22 protein-coding genes are annotated in these 23,939 nt (G+C 72.2%); 16 read left to right on the top strand and 6 right to left on the bottom strand.

Annotated features, from left to right (window positions below; translation table 11 throughout):
• Positions 1-121: 121 nt before the first annotated feature.
• The 3 genes from AB5J54_RS20615 (at position 122) to AB5J54_RS20605 (ending at position 2,975) form a co-directional block, all read left to right on the top strand.
• Entirely contained in the window at positions 122-943 is an 822-nt protein-coding gene (locus AB5J54_RS20615; RefSeq protein ID WP_369145385.1) for a glycerophosphodiester phosphodiesterase, read from the top strand.
• Positions 944-1,058: 115 nt separating this feature from the next.
• Positions 1,059-1,661, top strand: coding sequence for an ATP-binding protein (locus tag AB5J54_RS20610; protein ID WP_369145384.1), 603 nt, complete (start codon positions 1,059-1,061; stop codon positions 1,659-1,661).
• A 336-nt stretch (positions 1,662-1,997) separates the two neighbouring features.
• Complete coding sequence (locus tag AB5J54_RS20605) at positions 1,998-2,975, top strand: DUF5926 family protein (protein WP_369145383.1); 978 nt, start codon at positions 1,998-2,000, stop codon at positions 2,973-2,975.
• A gap of 221 nt (positions 2,976-3,196) precedes the next feature.
• Here the strand turns inward: AB5J54_RS20605 and AB5J54_RS20600 are convergent, their stop codons facing one another.
• Complete coding sequence (locus AB5J54_RS20600; RefSeq protein ID WP_369145382.1) at positions 3,197-3,787, bottom strand: hypothetical protein; 591 nt, start codon at positions 3,785-3,787, stop codon at positions 3,197-3,199.
• 142 nt (positions 3,788-3,929) lie between these two features.
• The gene (locus tag AB5J54_RS20595) at positions 3,930-4,658 is read right to left on the bottom strand and encodes a bifunctional DNA primase/polymerase (RefSeq protein ID WP_369145381.1); all 729 of its coding nucleotides are present in this window, start codon (positions 4,656-4,658) and stop codon (positions 3,930-3,932) included.
• A gap of 582 nt (positions 4,659-5,240) precedes the next feature.
• On the opposite strand from AB5J54_RS20595, the gene AB5J54_RS20590 reads away from it, so the two are divergent.
• Together AB5J54_RS20590 and AB5J54_RS20585 are read left to right on the top strand one after the other, a co-directional pair.
• Complete coding sequence (locus tag AB5J54_RS20590; RefSeq protein ID WP_369145380.1) at positions 5,241-6,632, top strand: PP2C family protein-serine/threonine phosphatase; 1,392 nt, start codon at positions 5,241-5,243, stop codon at positions 6,630-6,632.
• A gap of 163 nt (positions 6,633-6,795) precedes the next feature.
• Positions 6,796-8,262, top strand: a complete 1,467-nt coding sequence (locus AB5J54_RS20585; protein WP_369145379.1) for an aminopeptidase P family protein — start codon at positions 6,796-6,798, stop codon at positions 8,260-8,262.
• Positions 8,263-8,365: 103 nt separating this feature from the next.
• Here AB5J54_RS20585 and AB5J54_RS20580 read toward each other — a convergent pair whose 3' ends face one another.
• A complete protein-coding gene (locus tag AB5J54_RS20580) occupies positions 8,366-8,812 on the bottom strand; it encodes an ATP-binding protein (RefSeq protein WP_369145378.1) in 447 nt (148 codons plus the stop codon).
• Positions 8,813-9,015: 203 nt separating this feature from the next.
• Between AB5J54_RS20580 and AB5J54_RS20575 the strand changes: the two genes are divergently transcribed.
• From AB5J54_RS20575 to AB5J54_RS20535, 9 genes are all read left to right on the top strand, one after another.
• Positions 9,016-9,801, top strand: a complete 786-nt coding sequence (locus AB5J54_RS20575; protein ID WP_369145377.1) for a hypothetical protein — start codon at positions 9,016-9,018, stop codon at positions 9,799-9,801.
• 126 nt (positions 9,802-9,927) lie between these two features.
• Entirely contained in the window at positions 9,928-10,695 is a 768-nt protein-coding gene (locus AB5J54_RS20570) for a YcnI family protein (protein WP_369145376.1), read from the top strand.
• Positions 10,696-10,731: 36 nt separating this feature from the next.
• Complete coding sequence (locus AB5J54_RS20565) at positions 10,732-11,448, top strand: SCO family protein (protein ID WP_369145375.1); 717 nt, start codon at positions 10,732-10,734, stop codon at positions 11,446-11,448.
• Positions 11,445-11,897: a copper chaperone PCu(A)C gene (locus tag AB5J54_RS20560; protein WP_369145374.1), complete on the top strand. Its 453-nt coding sequence runs from the start codon at positions 11,445-11,447 to the stop codon at positions 11,895-11,897. Before AB5J54_RS20565 ends, AB5J54_RS20560 begins: the two co-directional genes overlap by 4 nt.
• A gap of 24 nt (positions 11,898-11,921) precedes the next feature.
• Positions 11,922-13,874, top strand: coding sequence for a copper resistance protein CopC (locus tag AB5J54_RS20555; RefSeq protein ID WP_369145373.1), 1,953 nt, complete (start codon positions 11,922-11,924; stop codon positions 13,872-13,874).
• 5 nt (positions 13,875-13,879) lie between these two features.
• A complete protein-coding gene (efeB, locus tag AB5J54_RS20550) occupies positions 13,880-15,148 on the top strand; it encodes an iron uptake transporter deferrochelatase/peroxidase subunit (protein WP_369145372.1) in 1,269 nt (422 codons plus the stop codon).
• Positions 15,149-15,238: 90 nt separating this feature from the next.
• On the top strand, positions 15,239-16,174 hold the full coding sequence (pheA, locus tag AB5J54_RS20545; RefSeq protein WP_369145371.1) for a prephenate dehydratase: 936 nt from the start codon (positions 15,239-15,241) through the stop codon (positions 16,172-16,174).
• 486 nt (positions 16,175-16,660) lie between these two features.
• Positions 16,661-17,950, top strand: a complete 1,290-nt coding sequence (gene serS / locus AB5J54_RS20540) for a serine--tRNA ligase (RefSeq protein ID WP_369145370.1) — start codon at positions 16,661-16,663, stop codon at positions 17,948-17,950.
• Complete coding sequence (locus AB5J54_RS20535; protein ID WP_369145369.1) at positions 17,947-18,753, top strand: HAD family hydrolase; 807 nt, start codon at positions 17,947-17,949, stop codon at positions 18,751-18,753. Before serS ends, AB5J54_RS20535 begins: the two co-directional genes overlap by 4 nt.
• Before the next feature lie 131 nt (positions 18,754-18,884).
• Here the strand turns inward: AB5J54_RS20535 and AB5J54_RS20530 are convergent, their stop codons facing one another.
• Together AB5J54_RS20530 and lpdA are read right to left on the bottom strand one after the other, a co-directional pair.
• Positions 18,885-19,502, bottom strand: coding sequence for a rhomboid-like protein (locus AB5J54_RS20530; RefSeq protein WP_369149410.1), 618 nt, complete (start codon positions 19,500-19,502; stop codon positions 18,885-18,887).
• Positions 19,503-19,609: 107 nt separating this feature from the next.
• Positions 19,610-21,013 (bottom strand): dihydrolipoyl dehydrogenase, encoded by a 1,404-nt coding sequence (gene lpdA, locus AB5J54_RS20525; RefSeq protein WP_365225593.1) that lies wholly within the window; start codon positions 21,011-21,013, stop codon positions 19,610-19,612.
• A 135-nt stretch (positions 21,014-21,148) separates the two neighbouring features.
• On the opposite strand from lpdA, the gene AB5J54_RS20520 reads away from it, so the two are divergent.
• Complete coding sequence (locus tag AB5J54_RS20520) at positions 21,149-21,829, top strand: FadR/GntR family transcriptional regulator (protein ID WP_369145368.1); 681 nt, start codon at positions 21,149-21,151, stop codon at positions 21,827-21,829.
• The gene (locus AB5J54_RS20515; protein WP_369145367.1) at positions 21,826-23,091 is read left to right on the top strand and encodes a CynX/NimT family MFS transporter; all 1,266 of its coding nucleotides are present in this window, start codon (positions 21,826-21,828) and stop codon (positions 23,089-23,091) included. Before AB5J54_RS20520 ends, AB5J54_RS20515 begins: the two co-directional genes overlap by 4 nt.
• 117 nt (positions 23,092-23,208) lie before the next feature.
• Here AB5J54_RS20515 and AB5J54_RS20510 read toward each other — a convergent pair whose 3' ends face one another.
• A complete protein-coding gene (locus AB5J54_RS20510) occupies positions 23,209-23,928 on the bottom strand; it encodes an ABC transporter permease (RefSeq protein WP_369145366.1) in 720 nt (239 codons plus the stop codon).
• Positions 23,929-23,939 lie beyond the last annotated feature (11 nt).

Raw genomic sequence — 23,939 nt, 5'->3', positions numbered from 1 at the left:
TCCCACAGGACGTCAGGCCGCTGTAAGGCGGAGCTGTGCGTTCACCCCCCATCCTTTATATACGGACAGAACGGACAGGTTCGGGGTGCCCGCGCCACCCCGCCAATGGCACCATGACGCGGTGACTCACGCACGGCAGCACCCGAACCGCGTCCCCCTCCAGGTCGTCGCCCACCGCGGAGCATCCGAGGACGCACCGGAACACACCCTGGCCGCCTATGTGAAGGCCATCGAGGACGGCGCCGACGCCCTGGAGTGCGATGTCCGGCTCACCGCCGACGGCCACCTCGTCTGCGTCCACGACCGGCGCGTCGACCGCACCTCCAACGGCCGCGGCGCCGTGTCCGCGCTCGAACTCGCCGATCTCGCCGCCCTCGACTTCGGGACCTGGAAGGGCCGGGACGACTCCGGCGAGATCCCCGACTGGGGAGACCCCGGATCCACCTCCGTCCTCACCCTGGAGCGGCTCCTGGAGCTGGTCTCCGACGCCGGGCGCCGGGTCGAGCTGGCCATCGAGACCAAGCACCCCACCCGCTGGGCGGGCCAGGTCGAGGAGCGGCTGCTCCAGCTCCTCAAGCGCTTCGGCCTGGACGCGCCCGCGTCCCCCGCCGATTCGCCCGTACGCGTCATGAGCTTCTCGGCCCGTTCCCTGCACCGGATCGCCGCCGCAGCGCCGACGCTGCCCACGGTCTCGCTCGCCCAGTTCGTCTCGCCCCGGCTGCGCGACGGGCGGCTCCCCGCGGGCGCGCGCATCGCGGGCCCGTCGATCCGGATCGTCCGGCACAATCCCGCGGTGATCCTGCGGCTCCAGAAGGCCGGCCACCAGGTGCACGTCTGGACGGTGGACGAGGCCGAGGACGTCGAGCTCTGCGAGCGCCTGGGCGTGGACGCGATCATCACCAACCGCCCGAAGCAGGTGCTCGCCCAGCTGGGCCGCGACTGACCTCCGGGCCGGGTCCGAAACGCCTCCCGCGTCCCACTTTTCCCGTCCGTCACAGGGGATAACAGGCCTTACAGGGTGTGCACCGGCGCGTTCCGTGCGTACGCGATCGTCACGAGTGCCTCATCACACGTGGATTGGCCGGTTTCCGGTCCAGGCCATTGGGGCATCCACACGGTGGCGTGGGGCAAAGGAGGTCTCGGGGGTGGCGTTGGTGGTGGCACAGGAGGTGCCCACGTCGTCGAGCATGGCCGTACCCCATGGCCCTGCGGGCGTGGGTGAGGCGCGACACCGGCTGCGGGACGAGCTGTTCCGCAGCGGGGTGGCCGAATCGGTCGTCGACGACGCGGTACTGATCCTTTCGGAGCTGCTCAGCAATGCCTGTCGGTACGGCAGGCCGCTGGGCCACGCGGAGCGGGGCGAAGGCGATGTACGGGCGGCCTGGCGGGTCGACCCTGCGGGCGGCCTGCGGGTCGAGGTGACGGACGGCGGTGGTCCCACACGGCCCGTTCCGTCGACGCCCTCGGTCACCGCACGGGGCGGCCGCGGGCTGAACATCATCGGGGCGCTCGCCCAGGACTGGGGCGTACGGGACAGCGCGACCGGCGAGGTCACCGTCTGGGTCGTGGTCACCGAGGGACACCGGCGCGAGGACTTCGCGGCACGCGTCGGAGGCGGCCCGGGCCTCGATTTCCTGGACGCGTACGACGATCTGGACTGACGGCGGGGGAAGGCGGGCGCCGGGGTACGCCGTACCCGGGCGTCCGGGGAAGACCCGCCCGACCCGTACGACAGCCCCGATCCGGGCGTACCCGTGGCACCCGTACAACACCTCCGATCCGGGCGTACCCGTGGCACCCGTACGACAGCCCCGATCCGGCCGTACCCGTGGCACCCGTTACGCCCCTCCCGCACCGGGGCGCGCGGACGTTCGTACGCCCCCGCCGGCACCGGGCCGCCGCCCCGCCTGAGCGGCCCCGGCGGCCGGTGCGGCTAGGCTCGCGCCCGGTACAGCACCGCACTCAGAGCACAGCCGCGATCGGGAGAAAGCCACACCATGGCCAAGAAGCGCCCCCAGACGAAGGCCGGCAAGGCCGGCCAGGCACAGGTCACGAGCGGGGAGATCCCGGTCGTCGGCGCGCGCGAGCCGTGCCCGTGCGGTTCGGGCCGCCGCTACAAGGCGTGTCACGGCCGGGCCGCCGCGCACGCCGTGACCGAGCTCGTCCAGCGCCCCTTCGAGGGGCTGCCCGGCGAGTGCGACTGGGTCGCGCTGCGCGAGCTCGTGCCGGCCGCGACCGTGCCGCTCACCCTGAAGGGCGGGCTGCCCGAGGGCGTGCCGTCCGTGACGCTCGCGACCGTGCTGCCGATGGCGTGGCCGGCGCTCCGCCGCGACGACGGCTCCGTCCTGCTCGCCCTGCAGAACGACTCCACCTCCGGCGACCTGGCCCGCGACCTCGCGGACACCCTCCAGCGCGCCCTGGAGGCGGAGCCGGGCACCCCCGTCCCCGCGCGCCGCGTGCCGGCCGAGGGCCCCCGCCTCCAGGAGCTCCTCGACGCGGACTCCCCGTTCGTGCCGGAGGTCCACTCGGGCTTCGAGTTCTGGATCCCGCAGTCCACGGACGGCGCGGACCCGGAGGTCGCCGCCTCCCTGGAGCGGGCCAACGCGGCCGCGATCCCGACCGTGAAGCTGACGGGCGTCGACTCGGCGTACTGGTGCGAGACCCCGGACAAGAACCACCTGCGCTGGGTCATGCCCCACGCGGAGGAGAAGCTCCTCGACGCGCTCGCCCGTCTCCAGGCCGGCGAGGGCACCTCGCTCGGCGCGGACACGCGGCTGGTCGGCTCCTTCCGGGCCCACGGCCTGATGGTGCCGGTGTGGGACCTGCCGACGTCGATGACGGCCGAGGACTGCGAGAAGCCGGCGGCCGAGTTCGCCGAGCGGCTGGCCGAGGCGCTCGCCTCGGACGCCCCGCTGACGGCGGAGGAGCGCCGGGCGCGCGGCGGTCTCACCAACCGTCAGGTGACTCTCAGCTGATACCCCAGGTGGTATCGGTGACTGACAGACCGACCAGTCGGTGACTTCCGCCACAAGGCGGGTCTTCGGACGGACAAATCCCTGTCCGAATAACCGAGATCGAATTTGCGAACAGCAGATCTCTTGTTACCGTTCTTGAAGCCCGGTCGCTGGTGCATCCCCCGTCGCCAGCGACCGGGCCTTTCCATGTCCGCTCCCGGCAGGGCCGGGGCATGCGACGTTCAACTTCCTTCGCCGTCCGCCGTGTTGCTTCCCGCGCGGAGCAGCAGCGGAGTACTGCCGCCCTCGCCGGATCCGGCGAATTCCGCGACCGCCGTATAGGCCGTGACCGCGCCCCGAGCGCGCTCCCTCGGTGTTTCACAGGTTCCCGGTTCGTCCTGCGCCGGGACCGGGCAGTCCACTTGCACGGTCCGTCCGCCGGGGCCCATGAGGGTCAGAAACGCGTCGAGCCGGCGGCCGGTGGCGTTCCGGTAGTACGTGCGCGCCCAGACGTCGGGGCCTTCGCCCAGGACACAGGTCTGCGCCTCGGCCCCCTCGGGAGAGGCGAGTTCCGGCCCACAATGCGTGACGCGCTCGGGAGCCGCGGGAGCCGCCGGGACCACGGGAGCGGTTGCGGGGGCGGTGGACATCGGTGTACGGGGTCCCAGGCCGAGCCCCCTCAGCAGGTCCCCCGGCTTCGCGTCGCCCCCGGCGCTCGCGCCGGCCGGCCGTACGGGATCGCCCGTCGGCCGTGCCGTGGCGACGAGGGGCAGCAGGACGGCGACCGTGACGGCGGTCCCGAGTCCGACCACGCGGAGGTTCACCGGGCTCATGGGACCCACCACCTGCTCCTGAGATCTTGGACGGTGGGGTGAACATAGCGGCGGGATCCGGGCGCCCGGTCGGCCGCGCGCCCGTTTCCCGTGCAAGTCGGACCAGGACACACCCGTTCGGGTGAACGCGTGCGGTCCCGGCTCAGTACGCCAGTCGGCTTCCGCCGCCCGGCGCGCTCGTGCTCGCCTCGACCAGGGCGTCGACCACCGCCTCGACGTCGGGCAGCCACGGCCGGGCCGAGCCGGCGAGCGGGGCCCGCTCCCAGCGGACCTGTCCGGTGCCCGCGACCGAGGGCGGGAGGAGCAGGTAGCCGCCCTCGCCGTGGAACCGGAGCGAGCTGGGCACGCTGTCCTTCGCGTACAGCAGCTCGCCGAGCCGTTCGAGGCTGTACGGGGCCACGAGGATCGACCACCGGGTCGGCGTCGCCACCACGGGGCCGAGCCGCATCCCCGTCGCGTCGAGCGCGGCGAGGGCCCGCGCCCCCGCCACCGCGGGGAGGCTGACCGCGCAGGGCGCGCGGCCGCCCGTGGCGAGGACCACCGGGGCGTCCGGGCGCCGGGTCCACCACCAGCGGATCATGCGCTCGTCCGTGGTGGCCGCGAGCAGTCCGGGGTCGTAGGGGTGCGCGCCGGGCACCACGCAGTCGGGGTCGGGACAGGAGCAGGCGGCGCCCGTGGCCGCCCCCGCGCCGGTACGGGTCGCCGGCCTCAGGCCCCCGCCCGCCGCCGTACGGGTCGTCGTTCTCAGGCTCGCGCCCGGCAGGACGGGCCAGTTCCACTCGACCGCGAAGGCGACCGCCGCGTCGAGCCGGGCGGTCCTCTCCTTGCGCCGGAACCGGAGCCTGCGTCGCCTTCCGAGGATCTCGCGCATGAGCGCTCGTTCCTTTCCGTTGAACGCCGAATCCACATCACACCATGTGCAGATCTCTTCACCGTGCGTATCAGCGCGTGCCGGGTCGGCGGGGTGCCGGACCACCGAGGGGCGGTGCGGACCGGGCCGGTGCCGGTTGGATCCCGGGGGAGCCGGGTGGAGCCAGGTCAGAGCCGGAGCGGGTCAGAACACGTTCCCCGCCACTCGGTGGCGGGTTGCGGCCTGCGGCGGGAAAGACGCCGGGGTTCCGCGTCACGTTCCGGGGCGGTGTCAACTGCCCCTGCCTGTCACCGATTACGTACCCAGCACGCTTGGAATGACGCGCTTTCAAACGACGCCAGTCGACCGCAAAAGGTGCACACCGGGGGCAATTTTCAGCCAAGTTCCCGCGTACTTCAACCCTTGCGCGCAAGCTCACGGACACCACAAGTCCCGTGGGGACAATGCTGGACATCGTTCCTCTTGTGCGTGTACATGTGGATGCATCGAGCGGCTCAGGATGACATGGGGGTTTGCGATGCTATGGCGTCAAACGCACCGGTCGGAAAGCCGACTGACATGAGCGCCCCACACCTGCCGAAAGTGGCTGGAATCGATTCCACTGTTCCGGGGCCCCCGCACACTACGGCGCCCCTCCCCGGGGTCCCGGCGGCCGCGGGTCCCGCCGACACGGCCCTCCCACCCGGAGCCCTGATCCAGGACCGGCTCGCCTCCTGGGTCTCCGACCTCACCACCCTCCACGAACTCACCGAGCGCCTCATCAGGACCGCCTCCCTCGACGAGGCCCTCCGCGAGGTGCTCGGCGCCGGCGCCGCCCTCGTCGGCGCCCGTCGCGGCATGGCCGTCCTCGAACCGGCCGACGGCCACGGCCCCGCCAGCACCATCGGCCTCGGCCTCGCCCACTCCGACCTCGGCACCATCGAGACCGTCCCGCGCGGTGCCACCAGCTACGGCCGCCTCCTCGACGGCCTGCCCGATCCCGGGCACCCGGAGCGCGTCCCCGATCCGATCGCCATCCGCGACGTCCGGACGGAGGAGGGCCTCGACCCGCGCCACCGCGAGGTCGCCGCCCGCCTCGGCTACGCCGCCAGCTACGCCCTCCCGCTCGCCACCGAGGAGGCCGGCCGGCTCGGCGCGGTCGTCTGGCTCTACGACGAGCCCGCCGAACCCACCGACCGGCAGCGCCACCTCATCGGGCTCTACGGCCGCTCCGCCACCGAGCAGCTCGCCCGGCTCCTCCAGGTCGAGCGCGCCCGCGTCCAGGTCACCACCGTCGCCGAGGAACTGCTCCCCAGCCGCCTCCCCCGCGTCCCCGGCGTCCAGCTCGCCGCCCGTCACCGCACCGGCCCGATGGGCGGCGGCGACTGGTACGACGCGCTGCCGCTGCCCGACGGCGCCCTCGGCCTGTCCGTCGGCTCCGTCTCCGGCACCGGCCCCAGCGCGCTCGCCGCCATGGGGCGGCTGCGCGCCTCCCTGCGGGCGTACGCGGTGATGGAGGGCGAGGACCCCGTCGCCGTCCTCTCCGACCTGGAGCTCCTGCTCCGGCTCACCGAACCCGCCCGCTCGGCGACCGCCCTCTTCGCGTACGCGGAACCGGCACAGCGCCGGATCGTCCTCGCCGGTGCCGGGCACGCCCCGCCGCTGGTCGTCGGCGACCGCCGCACCGAGTTCGTCGAGACCTCGCTCTCGGCCCCGCTCGGGATGCTCTCCTGCTGGGAGGCGCCGAGCGTCGAGCTGTCCCCGGCACCCGGAGAAACGGTGCTTCTCTACACGGACGGGCTGCTGCGCCGTACCGGCGACGCCATGGACCGGGCCTTCGCGCGGCTCCACGCGGCCGCCGCGAGCGTGCCGAAGGCCGACCGGGGCGACCCGGGCGCGGTCGCCGACCACGTCCTGCGGACCCTGCTCCCCGAGGGCCTGGACCCGGCCGTGGACGGCGAGGACGTGGTCCTGCTGGCGGCGCGCTTCGAGTGAGCGGGCCGCGACCGACCGGGCCGCGGGTGAGCACGCTTCGAGTGAGCACGCTTCGAGTGACCGGAATGTGACACTCCGGTAATGGGTCTTCCGGCCCTGGGCCCCCTTCCGCACGACCGTACGATGGTGGGGGTTCAGTGTCGTACCAAGAGGAGGCAGACCCGTGGCCGAGGAGCTCACCCCGGAGACCCCGGAAGAGACCGAGACCGAAGAGCAGGCGATCAAGCAGCGGAAGAACGGCCTCTACCCGGGCGTGTCCGACGAGCTCGCCGAGAACATGAAGTCCGGCTGGGCCGACACCGAACTGCACGACCTCGCGCCGATCGCGCAGGCCGACAGGACCGCCGCCCGCCGCGCCGCGCTCTCCGCCCGCTTCCCGGGCGAGCGCCTGGTGATCCCCGCGGGGAACCTGAAGACCCGGTCGAACGACACCGAGTACGCCTTCCGCGCCTCCACCGAGTACGCGTACCTCACCGGCGACCAGACCCAGGACGGCGTCCTCGTCCTTGAGCCCACCGCCGACGGCCACGAGGCCACGATCTACCTGCTGCCGCGCTCCAACCGCGAGAACGGCGAGTTCTGGCTCGACGGCCAGGGCGAGCTGTGGGTCGGCCGCCGCCACTCCCTCACCGAGGCCGAGCGGCTCCTCGGCGTCCCGGCCAAGGACGTGCGCGAGCTCGCCGACGCCCTCAAGGAGGCCACCGGCCCCGTCCGCGCCGTCCGCGGCCACGACGCCGGCATCGAGGCCGCGCTGACCGACAAGGTCACCGCCGAGCGCGACGAGGAACTGCGGATCTTCCTCTCCGAGGCCCGCCTCGTGAAGGACGACTTCGAGATCGCCGAGCTGGAGAAGGCCTGCGCCTCCACCGCCCGCGGCTTCGAGGACGTCGTCAAGGTCCTCGACAAGGCCGAGGCCACCAGCGAGCGCTACATCGAGGGCACGTTCTTCCTGCGCGCCCGCGTCGAGGGCAACGACATCGGCTACGGCTCCATCGCCGCCGCCGGCCCGCACGCCTGCACCCTGCACTGGGTCCGCAACGACGGCCCGGTCCGCTCCGGCGACCTGCTGCTGCTCGACGCCGGCGTGGAGACCACCGAGCTCTACACCGCCGACATCACGCGCACCCTGCCGATCAACGGCCGGTACACCGAGATCCAGCGCAAGATCTACGACGCCGTGTACGAGGCGCAGGAGGCCGGCATCGCCGCGGTGAAGCCCGGTGCCGCCTACCGCGACTTCCACGACGCCGCCCAGCGCGTCCTCGCCGAGAAGCTCGTCGAGTGGGGCCTCGTCGAGGGCCCGGTCGAGCGCGTCCTTGAGCTCGGCCTCCAGCGCCGCTGGACCCTGCACGGCACCGGCCACATGCTCGGCATGGACGTCCACGACTGCGCCGCCGCGCGCACCGAGAAGTACGTGGACACCACCCTGGAGCCGGGCATGTGCCTGACCGTCGAGCCCGGTCTCTACTTCCAGGCCGACGACCTGACCGTGCCGGAGGAGTACCGCGGCATCGGCGTCCGGATCGAGGACGACATCCTCGTCACGGAGGACGGCAACCGGAACCTCTCGGACGCGCTGCCACGGCGCGCCGAAGAGGTCGAGGCGTGGATGGCCGCGCTGAAGGGCTGACGCCCGCGTAGTTTGGAGACGAAGGGCCCCCGCCGACCGACCGGCGGGGGCCCTTCCCCGTACGTGACTCCCGTACGTCACACCCGTACGTCACACCCGTACGTCACGCCATGAGGAGCGAGGGGCTGTCCCGCCACTTCAGGATCTTGTCGAAGCTGACCACGGCCCCGCCCCGGCCCGAGCGGTTCCCGAACTGCACGTGATCGGCCAGCTCCTCGATCAGCCGCAGCCCCCGGCCGTGCTCGGCCTCGTCGGACGGGACGGCCGGGACGGCGCTTCCCGGGAAGCCCGGACCCGAATCGGCGACCTCGATGCGGCAGGTCTCGCCGTCCAGGTACGCCGTCACCCGGTACGCCCCGCCCTGTTCGCGGGGGCCGTGCGCGCCGCCGTGCTCGACGGCGTTGGCACACGCCTCGGTCAGCGCGACCGACAACTCGTACGACACGTCGGGATCGACACCCGCCGTCTCCATCGTGCCCAGCAGAAGCCTCCGTGCGAGCGGCACGCTCGCGGCCTCGCGCCGCAGATGGAGTGACCACCAGATGCTCATGCTCCAGCCTCCCGGCAGCGGCTCGACATACCGATACCTATTGCCGGAGCGGACGGTCCGTAAGCACCGGGAGGCGTCAAGAGCGCTCGTTCGGCGGATGACCGTGCGGCCGCGTCGGTGTATGTCACCGCGAAGAGGCCCAAGGGTGACCTTCCGGACCTGCCTCATGGCGGTGCGGTGCGTGGTGCGATGATGGGCCCGCCATGACTGCCCCCGCGCTCGCTCCACGGCTGCTGAGGGCCGCGGTGTTCACCGCGGTCTGCGTCGTGCTGTCCGCGCTGGGCCACGCCCTCGCCGCCTGCGCGGGCATCGCCCTGTGGACCGTCGTCGCCGGTTTCCTCGGCGTCTTCGGCATCACGGTGCTCTTCACCGGCCGGGAGCGGTCCCTCGGCTTCGTCGTCGGCGCCCTCGCCGGCGGGCAGCTCGGCCTGCACGTCCTCTTCGGGCTCGGCCAGCGGCAGCTCGCCCTGAGCGGCCAGGCCGACGACGCCCTCGTCCGGATGGCCGCCCGGCTGGTCTGCGGAGCGGGGACGGCGTCCCTCAGCCCCACCGACGCCACCCGGATCCTCACCGACGCCGGAGTCGACCCGGCCGCCGCCGCGCACGCCCACATGGGCCACACGGCCGCGATGGCGACCGCGCCCGCCGGTGAGCTGGTGCCGGGTCTGCCCATGCTCCTCGGCCACCTCCTGGCCGCGCTGGCCACGGGCTGGCTGCTGCGCCGCGGCGACCGCGCCCTCGGCCGGCTCGTGGAGCTCTCCGAGCAGGGCGCCACGGAGCTCGCCGAATGCGCCCTCGTGCGCTCCCTGCGGGCCGCGCTCCGTCTCGTACGGGCCCTGCTCGCCGGACTGCCGGCGGCGCCGCGCACAGGACCGCGGCGGACCCTCCGTACGACCTCCGACTCCTCGCCGCCGCCGGTGGCCGAGGCCCTTCAGCACACGGTGATCAGGCGCGGCCCCCCGGCCGCCGACTGCGTTCTCGCAGCCTGACGCGGACCGCTCACCGCTCGACGGGAGTGGGCCGCGCCTGTCCGTACGCCTGTGCGGGACTCCGGTCCCCCGGCGCGCCGACGCCCTCACCTCTCTGTGATCTTTCGAGCTGGAGTGTCTTCTGCCATGAGCATGTCCCGTGTCTCCGTCACCCGCGCCGCCCTCGCCGGCGGCATCGCCCTCTCCTCCGTGGTGCTGCTGTCCGGCACCGCCTTCGCGCACGTCAGCGTGCAGCCGCAGGGCGAGGCGGCCAAGGGCGGCTACGCGACCGTCAACATCAAGGTGCCGAACGAGCGCGACAACGCCTCCACCGTGAAGCTCGAGGTCAACTTCCCGCTCGACCACCCGCTGGCCTCCGTCATGCCGCAGCCCCTCCCCGGCTGGAAGGCCGAGGTGACCAAGAGCAAGCTCAGCAAGCCGCTGGAGCTGCACGGCAAGAAGATCAACGAGGCCGTCTCCAAGGTCACCTGGACCGCCGACGGCTCGAAGATCGGCCCCGGCCAGTTCCAGCAGTTCCCGCTCTCCCTCGGCCAGCTGCCGGAGGACACCGACGAACTGGTCCTCAAGGCGATCCAGACGTACGACAACAAGGAGGTCGTGCGCTGGATCGAGGAGCAGAAGGAGGGCGCCGAGGAGCCCGAGAACCCGGCCCCCGTCCTGAAGCTCTCCGCCGCCTCCGCCGACCACCACGGCGGCGGCGCCGCCCCGTCCGCGTCGGCCTCGGCGGGGACGGACGAGAAGGCCGGTCACGACCACGAGACGGCCGACCACGAGGAGACCGCCTCCTCCTCGTCCACCGACACCACGGCGCGCGTCCTCGGTGTCGTCGGCATCCTCATCGGTGTCGCCGGTATCGCCTTCGGCGTCCTCGCCGGCCGCCGCCGCTCGGCCTGACGGCCGGACCCCCACCCGAAACCCGGAAGAAGCACCATGTCTGAGCAGAAGACGCCCGGGACGGCAACGGACCGTCCCGGGCGGCGCACGCCGCTGGTCATCGCGGCCGTCGCGATCGTCGCCGCGATCGGCGTCACCGCCGCCGTCGGCCTCGGTGGCAACGACGACAAGCCCTCGGGCTCCTCGGCCGTCGCCGAGGTGTCCGGCGGCACCGATTCCACCAAGGCCGCCACCGTCCTCGACCGGCCGTTCACCAAGCCCGCGCTCGTCCTCACCGACACCAAGGGCCAGAAGTACGACCTGCGGGAGCGCACCAAGGGCAAGCCGACCCTCATCTACTTCGGCTACACGCACTGCCCCGACGTCTGCCCCCTGACGATGAGCAACATCGCCATCGCCAAGAAGCAGCTCCCCAAGGCCGACCAGGACAAGCTCCAGGTCGTCTTCGTCACCACCGACCCCGAGCGGGACACCTCCGCCGAGCTCGCCAAGTGGCTGCCCGCCGCCGGCGACCCCTCCTTCACCGGCCTCACCGGCGACTTCTCCGCCATCCAGGCGGGCGCCCGGCAGATCGGCATCGGCATCGACCCGGCGACCAAGGACAAGGACGGCAACGTCGTCTCCATGCACGGCGCCCAGGTGATCGCCTTCTCGCCCACCACCGACCAGGGCTACGTCCTGTACGGCGAGGACGCGAGCGTCGACGACTACGCCAAGGACCTGCCGAAGATCATCAAGGGGGAGAACCCGTGACCCGCCGCACCACCGCCCTGTCCGCCGCCGTGGCGCTCGCCGCCGCTCTCGCACTGACCGGGTGCTCGTCCTCCGGGAGCAAGCCCGATCTGCAGGTCAGCGGCGCGTTCATGCCCCAGCCGGTGATGGACATGGCCGGCGGCTTCCTCACCATCAAGAACGACAGCGGCAGCGCGGACAAACTGACCTCCGTCAGCAGCTCGCTCTCGGACGACATCACCCTGCACGAGACGAAGAACCAGAAGATGCAGCAGGTGACGTCCTTCGACATCCCCGCGAACGGGGAGCTGAAGCTCGAACGCGGCGGCAGCCACATCATGTTCATGGCACTGAAGTCGAAGCCGAAGCAGGGCGAGAAGGTCGCCGTCGAGCTCCACTTCGAGAAGTCCGACCCCATCAAGGTCGACCTTCCCGTCGAAGCCCCCAACCACAACCCGCAGCAGCACTGAGCTCGTTGACGGAGTGACACACAGATGACAACCACCGCCCCGCGCCTCGGCAACGCCCTGGCACGGCTGCTGATCCTCGCGGCCGCGCTCCTCGGCACGCTGCTCGCCGGCGCCGCCCCCGCCTCCGCGCACGCGGCGCTCACCGGCAGCGACCCGAAGGACGGGGCGGTGGTCGCCACCGCCCCCAAGGAGGTCAACCTGACCTTCTCCGAACAGGTCGCCATGAGCGCCGACGCCATCCGGGTCCTCGACCCGGCGGGCCGCCGGGCCGACACCGGCGAGATACGCGACCTGTGCAGCGGCTCCGTCGTCCGGTACGGGGTGGGGCTCCGCGCCGGACTGCCCGACGGCACGTACACCGTGGCCTGGCAGGCCGTCTCGTCCGACAGCCACCCCGTCGCCGGTGCGTTCACCTTCTCCATCGGCGCTCCCTCCCAGACCTCCGTCGCCCTGCCCGACCGGGCGCCCGGGGGCGGCCTCGTCGGCGCCCTCTACGGCATCGCCCGCTACCTCTCGTACGCCGGATTCGCCGTCCTCGTCGGCGGCGGCGCCTTCGTCCTGGCCTGCTGGCCGCGCGGCGCGAGCGTCCGCCCCGTCCAGCAGACCGTCGTCCGCGGCTGGCTGACCCTCACCGGCGCCACCCTGGCGATGCTGCTCCTGCGCAGCCCGTACACCGGCTCCGGGAAGCTCTCCGACGCCTTCGACCTGGCCGGCCTGAAGGCCGTCCTGGAGACGAAGACCGGCGCCGCGCTCACCTCCCGGCTGCTGCTGCTCGGCGCGGCCGCGCTCTTCGTGGCCGTCCTCTTCGGCGCCTACGCCCGCCGCACCGACCCGAAGGAGAAGAAGGACCTCGCCTTCGGACTCGGTCTCGGCGGCACCGTCGTCGCCGCCGGCATCGCCGGCACCTGGGCCCTGGCCGAGCACGCCTCGACCGGTCTCCAGCCCGGCATCGCCATGCCCGTCGACATCCTGCACCTTCTCGCCGTCGCCGCCTGGCTCGGCGGCCTCACCGTGCTGCTCGTCGCCCTCTACCGGGCGCCGTCCGTCGAGCGCTCCGCGGTCGAGCGCTTCTCCAAGGTGGCCTTCGGCTCCGTGGCCGTCCTCGCGGCCACCGGGCTCTACCAGTCCTGGCGCCAGGTCGGCTCCTGGTCCGCGCTGACCGGCACCCGGTACGGCCAGCTGCTCCTGGTCAAGATCGGTCTCATGGCGGTCCTCATCGGCATCGCCTGGATCTCCCGCCGCTGGACCCGACGCCTGGCCGACCAGGCGACACCGGAAGCGGACGGAAACCCGGAAGCGGACGGAGACCCGGAGGAGGGCGCGGACGAGGCCGCGCAGGAGACCGCGCAGGACGCCGAGGCCGCGCAGGGCTCCGAAGAACCCGCCGAAGCCGTCGACCCCGAGCGGGCCGCGCAGCTCGCCCGGCAGCGGGCCGCCGTCGCCACCGCCCGGCGCAAGCGGGAGCGGGACGCCGACCCCGAGCGGGCCGGTCTGCGCCGCTCGGTGCTGACCGAGGCCGCCGTCGCCGTCGTCCTCCTCGCCGTCACCACCGTGCTCACCTCGACCGAGCCCGGCCGCACCGAGGAGGAGGCCGGCCGTGCCACCTCCGCCTCCGGCCCGGCCGCCGTGCCCGACCGGCCCGTCGACATCCGGCTGCCCTTCGACACCGGCGGCGTCGACGGCAAGGGCGTCGTCCGTCTCACCTTCGACCCCGGACGCACCGGCGCCAACGCGCTCCACATCTTCGTCGAGCGCCCCAACGGCAAGCCGCTGGACGTCCCCGAGATCAAGATCGCCCTCACCCTGGAGGCGAAGGACGTGGGCCCGCTGCCCGTCGCCCCCGACCGGATCCAGACCGGACACTGGAGCGCGAGCGGCGTCCAGATCCCCATGCCGGGCGAATGGAAGATCCAGGTGACCGTCCGTACCTCCGAGATCGACCAGACCACCATCGACAAGAACGTGAAGATCGGCTGAGCCCAGTGACCGACAGCGACAACCTTGAGCTCTCCCGCCGGCGCCTGCTCGGCACCGTCGGCGCGGCCGGAGCCGCCGGCCTCGTCGTCGGCGCGGCCGGCGGCGCCGGGATCTCCGCGGCCCTGTCCGGCGACGACACCGCCGGTACCGGAGCCGGCGGCGCCCCGGCGCTGACCACCGTCGGCTCGACCGCGGTGATGTTTCACGGGAAACATCAGGCGGGCATCACCACCCCCCTTCAGTCCCGCGGTCATCTGATCGCCTTCGACCTCGCCCCCGGCGCCGGCCGCAAGGAGGCCACCGCCCTGCTGCGCCGCTGGTCGGCCACGGCGAAGGTGCTGATGGCGGGCAGGGCCCCGGCCGAGGACACCGGTGTCGCGCTCGACGCGGGTCCCTCCTCCCTCACGGTCACCTTCGGCTTCGGCCGCACCTTCTTCGACCGCACCGGACTGACCTCGCGCCGACCCGCCGGTCTCGACCCGCTGCCCGCGTTCTCCTCCGACGCCCTGGACCCCCGGCGCTCGGAGGGCGATCTCTGGGTGCAGATCGGTGCCGACGACGCGCTCGTCGCCTTCCACGCGCTCCGCGCCGTCCAGAAGGACGCCGGGGACGCGGCCCGGGTGCGCTGGCAGATGAACGGCTTCAACCGCTCGGCCGGTGCCACCGCGCAGCCGATGACCGCCCGCAATCTGATGGGCCAGGTCGACGGCACGGGCAACCCGAAGCCCACCGACCCCGACTTCGACCGGCGGATCTTCGTCCCGGCCGGGGCCGGCGGCGCGCAGGACTGGATGGCCGGCGGCTCGTACGCGGTGGTGCGCCGGATCCGGATGCTGCTCGACGACTGGGAGAAGCTGCCGCTGGACCGGCAGGAGAAGGTGATCGGGCGCCGGAAGTCCGACGGGGCCCCGCTCACCGGCGGCTCCGAGACCACCGAGCTCGACCTGAACAAGATCGGTCCGGACGGGAAGACGGTGATCCCGGACAACGCCCACTCCCGGATCTCCGCCCCCGAACAGAACGGCGGGGCGGCGATGCTGCGCAGGCCGTTCTCCTTCCACGACGGGATCGGCCCGGACGGGACCCCGGACGCGGGTCTGCTCTTCGTCTGCTGGCAGGCGGACCCGCTCAGGGGCTTCGTCCCGGTGCAGCGCAAGCTCGACCGGGGCGACGCGCTGTCCGCGTTCATCCGCCACGAGGCGAGCGGGCTCTTCGCGGTCCCGGGCGGTCCCGCCGAGGGCGAGTACGTGGGCCAGCGCCTCCTGGAGGCCTGACCGGCCCGGCCGGAGCGCGCCCCCGTCCGAGGAGTGAGAGCCCTCGCTCGGACGGCGGCTCGCTCCCGCGGCGACCATTAGGGTGACGGTATGTCCGCCACCCGGTACACCTATCTCGGCCCTGAAGGCACCTTCACCGAAGCGGCGCTGCGCACGCTGCCCGAGGCCGCGACGCGGGAACTCGTGCCCATGGTCTCGGTCCCGGCCGCCCTCGACGCCGTACGGAACGGGGAGGCCGCCGCCGCGCTCGTACCGATCGAGAACTCGGTCGAGGGCGGGGTGACCGCGACCCTGGACGAACTGGCCTCCGGCGAGCCGCTGATGATCTACCGCGAGGTGCTCCTCCCGATCGCCTTCGCGCTGCTCGTCCGCCCCGGGACCAAGCTCTCGGAGATCAAGACGGTCACGGGCCATCCGGTGGCCCAGCCGCAGGTCCGGAACTGGCTGCGGGCCCACCTGCCCGAGGCGGTGTGGGAGTCGGCCGCCTCCAACGCGGACGGGGCCCGGCTCGTGCAGGAGGGCCGCTTCGACGCCGCCTTCGCGGGGGAGTTCGCTGCGGCGACGTACGGCCTCGAAGCGCTGGTCACCGAGATCCACGACGCGGAGAACGCCGAGACCCGGTTCGTGCTCGTGGGCCGGCCGGCCCGGCCGGCGGCCCCGACGGGCGCGGACAAGACCTCGGTGGTGCTGTGGCTGGGTGACGATCATCCGGGTGCCCTCCTCGAACTGCTCCAGGAATTCGCGGTGCGCGGGGTGAACCTGATGCTGATCCAGTCCCGGCCCACGGGGGCGGGGATCGGGAACTACTGCTTCGCCGTGGACGCCGAGGGCCACATCGCGGACCGGCGGGTGGGCGAGGCGCTGATGGGTCTCAAGCGGATCTGCCCCAACGTGCGGTTCCTCGGCTCGTACCCGCGGGCGGGCGTCGCGGTCGAGGACGTACGGGCGCTGCGGCGCGGCACTTCGGACGTGGAGTTCATGGAGGCCTCCGACTGGCTGGCGAGGGCCCAGGACGGTCGGGCCTGATCCGATGGTGACCGAACGCTCCCGGCCCCGGGAGCGTTCGTCCACAGGTACGAACCACTAGTCCTACCTGCATACTTTTCGGTTACCCACAGAGGTTATCCACAGGATCCCGTGAGACCTGGGGACAAGTCGACACCACGCCGAGACAAGGTCGACAAATCACCCCACTCACCCCCCGCCACTGCGTGCGCCATCCACAGAGCGCCACGGACGCCCTCGTCAGCGGCCCTCTGCGGACCCACTCGTTGGAGCGAGCAATTCCCACCCAAATGAGTGCGTCAATGGTGTTTGATCACGGAATTCTCAGGGACGATGAGGGAAATCCCCGTGATCTTCTCGGTAGTCCACAGATCTTCCGCACAGCCTGTGGATAAGTGAATGCCGGCGGCCGGCCGTCCACATTTCCTCGCGTCTCAATTCGGGCGAATCAACACGCGCACCCTTATCCGGTGGGGGCACGCGAACGCGCACCGGTAGCCTGGTGGGGTGATTGACCTTCGCCTGCTCCGTGAGGACCCCGACCGTGTTCGCGCCTCCCAGCGCGCCCGTGGAGAGGACGTCGCGCTCGTCGACGCCCTGCTCTCCGCCGATGAGCGGCGCAGGTCGTCCGGCGTCCGCTTCGACGAGCTCCGATCCGAGCAGAGGGCGCTCGGCAAGCTGATCCCCAAGGCCTCCCCCGAGGAGCGCGCCGAGCTCCTGCAGAAGGCCGAGCAGCTCAAGACCGACGTCAAGGCCGCCGAGGCCGAGCAGAACGAGGCTAACGAGACGGCCCGCGCGCTGCTGCTCCAGCTCGGGAACATCGTCCACACGGACGTCCCGGTCGGCGGCGAGGAGGACTTCGTCGTCCTGGAGACGCACGGCACCATCCGCGACTTCGCGGCCGAGGGCTTCGAGCCCAAGGACCATCTGGAGCTGGGCGAGGCCCTCGGCGCCATCGACGTCGAGCGGGGCGCCAAGGTCTCCGGCTCGCGCTTCTACTACCTGACCGGTGTCGGCGCGCTCCTTGAGCTCGCCCTGGTCAACGCCGCGATCGCCCAGGCCACCGAGGCCGGCTTCATCCCGATGCTGACCCCGGCGCTGGTCCGTCCGCGCGCCATGGAGGGCACCGGCTTCCTCGGCCAGGCCGCGGAGAACGTGTACCACCTGGAGAAGGACGACTACTACCTCGTCGGCACGTCCGAGGTGCCCCTCGCCGCGTACCACATGGACGAGATCATCGAGGCCGACAAGCTGCCGCTGCGGTACGCGGGCTTCTCGCCCTGCTTCCGCCGCGAGGCCGGCACGTACGGCAAGGACACCCGGGGCATCTTCCGCGTCCACCAGTTCGACAAGGTCGAGATGTTCTCGTACGTCGCGCCCGAGGACGCGGAGAACGAGCACAAGCGGCTCCTGGACTGGGAGAAGCAGTGGCTGACCTCCCTGGAGCTGCCGTTCCAGGTCATCGACGTCGCCACCGGTGACCTCGGCGCCTCCGCCTCCCGCAAGTTCGACTGCGAGGCGTGGATCCCGACGCAGGGCAAGTACCGCGAGCTGACCTCCGCGTCGAACTGCGACAGCTTCCAGGCCCGTCGGCTCTCCGTCCGCATGCGCGACGAGCAGGGCGGCAAGAAGACGGTGCAGCCGCTGGCCACCCTGAACGGCACGCTGTGCGCCGTCCCGCGCACGATCGTGGCGATCCTCGAGAACCACCAGCTGGCCGACGGTTCGGTGCGCGTGCCCGAGATCCTCCGCCCGTACCTCGGCGGCCGTGAGGTCCTGGAGCCGATCGCCAAGTGAGCCCCTTCCCCTACCGCCTGGTCGCGACGGACCTCGACGGCACGCTGCTGCGGGCCGACGAGTCCGTCTCGGACCGCACGCGGGACGCGCTCGCCGCCGTGACGGCGGCGGGTGCCGCGCACATCGTGGTCACCGGCCGGGCGGTGCCCTGGACCCGGCACATCCTCGACGACCTCGGCTACCAGGGGATCGCGGTGTGCGGGCAGGGCGCGCAGGTCTACCACGCCGGTGAGCACCGGCTGCTGACCTCGCTGACCCTGGACCGGCAGCTCGCGGGGCTCGCCCTCTCCAAGATCGAGGCGGAGGTGGGCCCGCTGGCGCTGGCCGCCAGCCGCGACGGTCTGGACGGCGAGGTCCTGATGGGTCCGGGCTACAAGGCCCACGAAGGGCCCCTGCCGTACGTGGCGTACGAGGACCCGGCGGAGCTGTGGTCGGCGCCGCTGACCAAGCTGTACGTCCAGCACCCGACGCTGAGCGACGACGAGCTGACCCGGGTCGCGCGGGAGACGGTCGGCGGACTCGTGGACGTCGTCATGGCGGGCCCGGGCATCGTGGAGATCCTTCCGCTCGGTCTGAGCAAGGCGACCGGTCTGTCGCTCGCGGCGCGCCGGCTCGGCGTGAAGGCCGCGGAGACGATCGCCTTCGGCGACATGCCCAACGACATCCCGATGTTCGGCTGGGCGGCGCACGGCGTGGCCATGGGCAACGCGCACGAGGAGCTGCGGGCGGTGGCGGACGAGGTGACGGCCTCGAACGAGGAGGACGGCATCGCGGTCGTCCTGGAGCGCCTGCTGGCAGGCTGAGCTGCCGAGTTCTGCGCGAAGGCCCGCTCCCCGGAGGGAGCGGGCCTTCGTGGGTTCGCGGCCCGCGCGGACCGAGGGTCCGCGCGCTCGAAGCGGCCGCACCCGGGAGATCCCCCGTGTCCCCCGTGCAACTAGTGTGCGCCGGGCGCCCGTTCGGGGGCGACCGGTTTTCCGCGCGTCAGCGGGTAGCAGGCCAGACCGATCGCCAGCGAGATCGCGTGGCCGAGGTCGGTGTAGGTGCGGTCGGTGGCGAGCGGGACGAGGAAGAACGCCAGGACCGCGGGGAGGTAGAGCCAGCGCCAGGGGTTCGGGAGCCGGTAGGTCAGGATCCCGGCGGAGGCGGCGAGGCCGTAGCTGACCCCGATGTCGACGACATGGGCCATGCTGCGCGGCACGTCGTGGAGCCGGATCGCCACGAGGACCACCTGCTGGCTGATGAGCGTGGCCGCGATGTGGGCGGTGGCGACGGTGAAGAGCCATTTCGGGGTGCCGAGCCAGCGTTCCACGGGGGCGTGGAAGACCTCGAAGAGCACCGCGTACAGGAGGAGGTCGGCCGGGTTCTCGATCCAGAACGCGCTGCCGAGCAGGGCCCGCATGGGGTGGTGGGCGAGCTGGTGGAGATTGCTGCTGTTGCGGTGGAGGAGATAGGTCTCCAGGCCGTGGGGGACGAGCGCGATGACGAGGCTGGTGATCGCGATGACCGCCAGCCACACATGCGTACCGGGTGACGAACACACCCACGACCTGATCGGCCGGGACGGTTCGCCACCCGGTGGGGTTTCGCCCGGAGGGGTTTCACCCGGAGAGGTTCTGCTCGGCACCTTTCAGTGCCTATCACCCGAAGCCGGGAGAAACCTCAGAAATTGATCATGTGTCCCGCAATACCGTGGATCGCTTCCTTCACGGCCTCGCCCAGGGTCGGGTGCGCGTGCACGTTCCGGGCGACCTCGTGGACCGTGAGGTCCCACTGCTGGGCCAGCGTCAGCTCGGGCAGCAGCTCGGTGACGTCGGGGCCGATCAGGTGGGCGCCGATGATCTCGCCGTACTTCGCGTCGGCGACGATCTTGACGAAACCGGTGGCGTCGCCGAGGCCGTGCGCCTTGCCGTTCGCGACGAACGGGAACTTGGCGACCTTGACGTCGTAGCCCTTCTCGCGGGCCTGCGCCTCGGTCCAGCCGAAGCTGGCGATCTGCGGCTGGCAGTAGGTCGCGCGGGGGATCATCGGGTAGTCGAGCTCCATCGTCTCGGCGTCCCCGATGGTCTCGGCCGCGATGACGCCCATGGCCTCGGCGGTGTGCGCGAGCATCAGCTTCGCGGTGACGTCACCGATGGCGTAGATGTGCGGCACGGAGGTGCGGCAGCGGCCGTCGACGTCGATCGCGCCGCGCTCGGTCAGGGCGACGCCGGTGTTCTCCAGGCCGTAGCCGGAGACGTTCGGGGCGAAGCCGATGGCCTGGAGGACCTTGTCGGCCTCCAGGACCTTCTGGACGCCGTCCTTGCCGGTGACGGTGACGCGGACCTGCGGGCCGGACTCGTCGATGGCCTCGACGCGCGTGGAGGTCAGGACGTCGATGCCGAGCTTGCGGTACTGCTTCGCCAGCTCCTTCGACACCTCCTCGTCCTCCAGCGGGGCGACCCGGTCGAGGAACTCGACGATCGTGACCTTGGTGCCGTAGTTGTTCAGCACGTACGCGAACTCGATGCCGATGGCGCCGGCGCCGGCGATGACGATCGACTTCGGGGCGTCCTCGGCGAGGATCTGCTGCTCGTACGAGACGACGCGGTCGCTGAGGGCCGTGCCCGGGAGCAGGCGCGGGGAGGCACCGGTCGCGATGATGCAGTTGTCGAAGGTGATCGTCTCCGACGTGCCGTCGGCCTTGGCCACCTGGAGGGTGTTCGCGTCGAGGAAGGTGCCCCGGCCGTTGAACTCGGTGATCCCGTTCTTCTTCATGAGGAAGTGGACGCCCTTGACGCGGCCGTCCGCGACCGAGCGGCTGCGGCGGAAGGCCTCGCCGTAGTCGAAGGAGACGGTGCCGTCGACCTTGATGCCGAAGGTCTTCGCCTCGTGGTTGAAGATGTGGGCGAGCTCGGCGTTGCGCAGCAGCGCCTTGGTGGGGATGCAGCCGACGTTCAGGCAGACACCGCCCCAGTACTTCTCCTCGACGACCGCGACCCGCTTGCCCAGCTGGGCGGCGCGGATGGCGGCGACGTAGCCGCCGGGGCCAGCTCCGAGTACGACGACGTCGAAGCGGTCTGACATGACTGACTCCCGAGGGTGGTGAGGGTGTTCGGCACACGTACGAGCCCACAGTAGTCCGGTCGCTGCGGGCCGGCCGGGGGCGCGAGGGAGGTCACTTGTAGGATGACTGGGCAACCGGGCGAATAGAGGATTTCCATGGCACTCAAGGCGGCGGGGCGGACCTCGCTGGTGGACTCCGTGGTGGAACAGCTGCGCACGCAGCTCACCGAAGGGGAGTGGGCGGTCGGCGACCGCATCCCGACCGAGCACGAGCTCGCGCAGCAGCTCGGCGTGGGCCGGAACACCGTCCGCGAGGCGGTCCGGGTCCTCGTCCACGCCGGCCTCCTGGAGTCCCGTCAGGGCAACGGCACCTTCGTCCGGTCGACCGCCGACCCGGCCGCCGTGCTCCACGGCGTCCGGCACGCGGGCGCGGCCGACGTCCTCGAACTGCGGGTCGCCCTGGAGGCGGAGGCCGCCCGGCTCGCGGCCGCCCGGCGCGACACCCACGACCTGCTGCGGCTGCGGGCCGCCCTGACCACCCTGCGGGAGGAGGGCGACCGGGACGCGGACGCGGACCTCGCCTTCCACCTCGCCGTCGTCGGCGCCACCCACAACACCGCCTTCGTCGAGGTGTACCGCTTCTTCTCCACGCAGGTGCACGAGGTCCTGGTGGAGGCCCTCGGCGACCGGGAGATGCCCCCGGTCGACATCGACGCCCACGAGGCCCTGGTTGCGGCCGTCGAGGCCGGCGACCCGGAGGCCGCGGAGCGGCAGGCCCGCGAACTGCTGCGGGTCCCCATGGAGACGGTCGCGGCGCTGACGGAGCAGAACCGATGAGGACCGAGGAGGAGAACCGCGTACTCGTCGACGCCGAGGCCGGGGTACGGCCCTCGGCCGAGGGGGCGGCGGCCCGGCGCGCCCTGCTCGCGCACCCGGCGGTGCTCCTCGTCGGCATCGTCCTCGCCTCGCTCAACATGCGGGTCGCGCTCGCGAGCGTGGCGCCGCTGGTCGGCGAGATATCCGCCGCCTTCGGCCTCTCGGCGACCGCGAGTTCGCTCGTCACCTCGGTGCCGGTGCTGTTCCTCGGCCTGGGCGCCCTGGTGGCGCCCTGGCTCGTCCGCCGCTTCGGCGCCGAGCGCGTGCTGTTCGCGGCGCTCCTGCTGCTCGGAATCGGCATCCTCGCGCGCGTACTGCCCTCCGTGTACGCGCTGTACGCCGGCGGGGTCCTCGTCGGCACCGCGATCGCCCTGCTCAACGTGCTGATGCCGGGCCTGATCAAGCGTGACTTCCCGGACCGGGCCGCGTCGATGACCTCGGTCTACACGGGCGCGATGGTCGCCGGCGCGACGGTCGCCGCGGCGGTCGCGGTCCCCCTGGAGAACGCCCTGGGCGGCGGCTGGGAGGCCTCCCTCGGCTTCTGGTCGCTGCTCGCCGCGGTCGCGGCCCTCGCCTGGCTCCCCCAGGTGCTGATCGCCCGTGGTCGTACGGGACACGAGGTACGGGCCGTCCCGGCCGGCGGCGCCCGCCCGGTGAGCGTCTGGCGCTCGCCGCTCGCCTGGCAGGTCACCCTCTTCATGGGCCTGCAGTCGCTCTGGTCGTACGTGCTGATCGCCTGGATGCCGACGATCTTCACCGACCACGGGATGAGCCGCTCCACGGCCGGCATGGTCTTCGCCTTCAACAACCTGATCCAGGTCGCCGGTGCCTTCGCCGTGCCGCTGCTCAGCGGCCGGATGCGCAGCCAGCGCCCGCTGATCGTGCTGGTCACGACGCTCGTCGCGGCCGGCTACGCCGGTCTGATGGTGGCCCCCGTGGAGGGCGCCTGGCTCTGGTCGGCGGTCCTCGGCGTCGGCCAGGGAGGCGCCCTCGGCCTCGCCCTGACCCTGATCGTGCTGCGCTCCGGGGACGCGGTGACGGCGGCCCGGCTGTCCGGGATGGCCCAGACGGTCGGCTATCTGATGGCCGCCGCGGGGCCGCTGGCGGCCGGCGCCCTCCACCAGGCCACCGGCTCCTGGACCCTGCCGATCTGCGGCGTCCTCGGCGTCTGCGCGACGGCCCTCGCCGTCGGGCTCCTCGCGGCCCGGGCCCGGACGGTCTGAGACGAGGGCCCGGGAGACGAGAGTCCGGGAGACGAGGGCGGGGGCGGTACGGCTCGGGGTGGGCCTCCCGGTTCCGGGCGACGCCCCTCGGAGCCGTACCGCTTCGTCTCTGTCGTCCTACTCCTCGCCGGCCAGGGTCAGTCTGCTCAGCTTCTGGGCGGCGAACCAGGTCGCCGCGACCGTGACCGCCACCAGGAGCGTCACCGCGGTCGGCAGCCCGACCTCGGAGGTGACCAGGCCGTCGCCGGTGACCTTCTCCGCCAGGGCCAGCGCCCACTGCTGGACGCTCAGGGTCCGGGCGCCGGCGATCAGGGAGCCGAAGAGGGCCTCCCACACCAGGGCGTAGACCAGGCCGATCACCACGGCGTGCCGGCTGACGGTGCCGAGCAGCAGGAACAGGGCGCTGTAGGCGATGGAGGCGACGAGCGCGGCCACCGTGTAGGCGACGGCCACCTGCTGGCCGTTGCCGTTGAGGATGAAGCCGGCGATCAGCGTCGGGACGGCCGAGAAGACCATGGTGACGGCGATGGCCACGATCAGCTTGGTCGTGATGATCGTCGACCGCTTCACCGGCTTGGAGAGCAGATAGACGATGGAGCCGTCGTCGATCTCCGGGCCGATCGCGCCCGTGCCGGCGATGACACCGATCAGCGGGACCATCGTGGCGAGCGCGAAGCCGCCGAGGAGATCGGCCGCGACCTGGTCGTCCGCACCGTTGAGCACGCGGACGGCCGCGGCGATGAGCACGAGCAGGGCGGGCAGCAGGAAGAGGATCGCCGCCCGCCGGCGGCCGAGGAGGGCCCGGTAGGTGAGCCGGGCGACAGTGGGGTCGTACATCGGGGTCGTGC

The organism is Streptomyces sp. R44 (assembly GCF_041053105.1).
Classification (GTDB): domain Bacteria; phylum Actinomycetota; class Actinomycetes; order Streptomycetales; family Streptomycetaceae; genus Streptomyces.
Note: the sequence above shows the minus strand (reverse complement) of the source record. Positions and strands in the feature narration are given on the sequence as shown.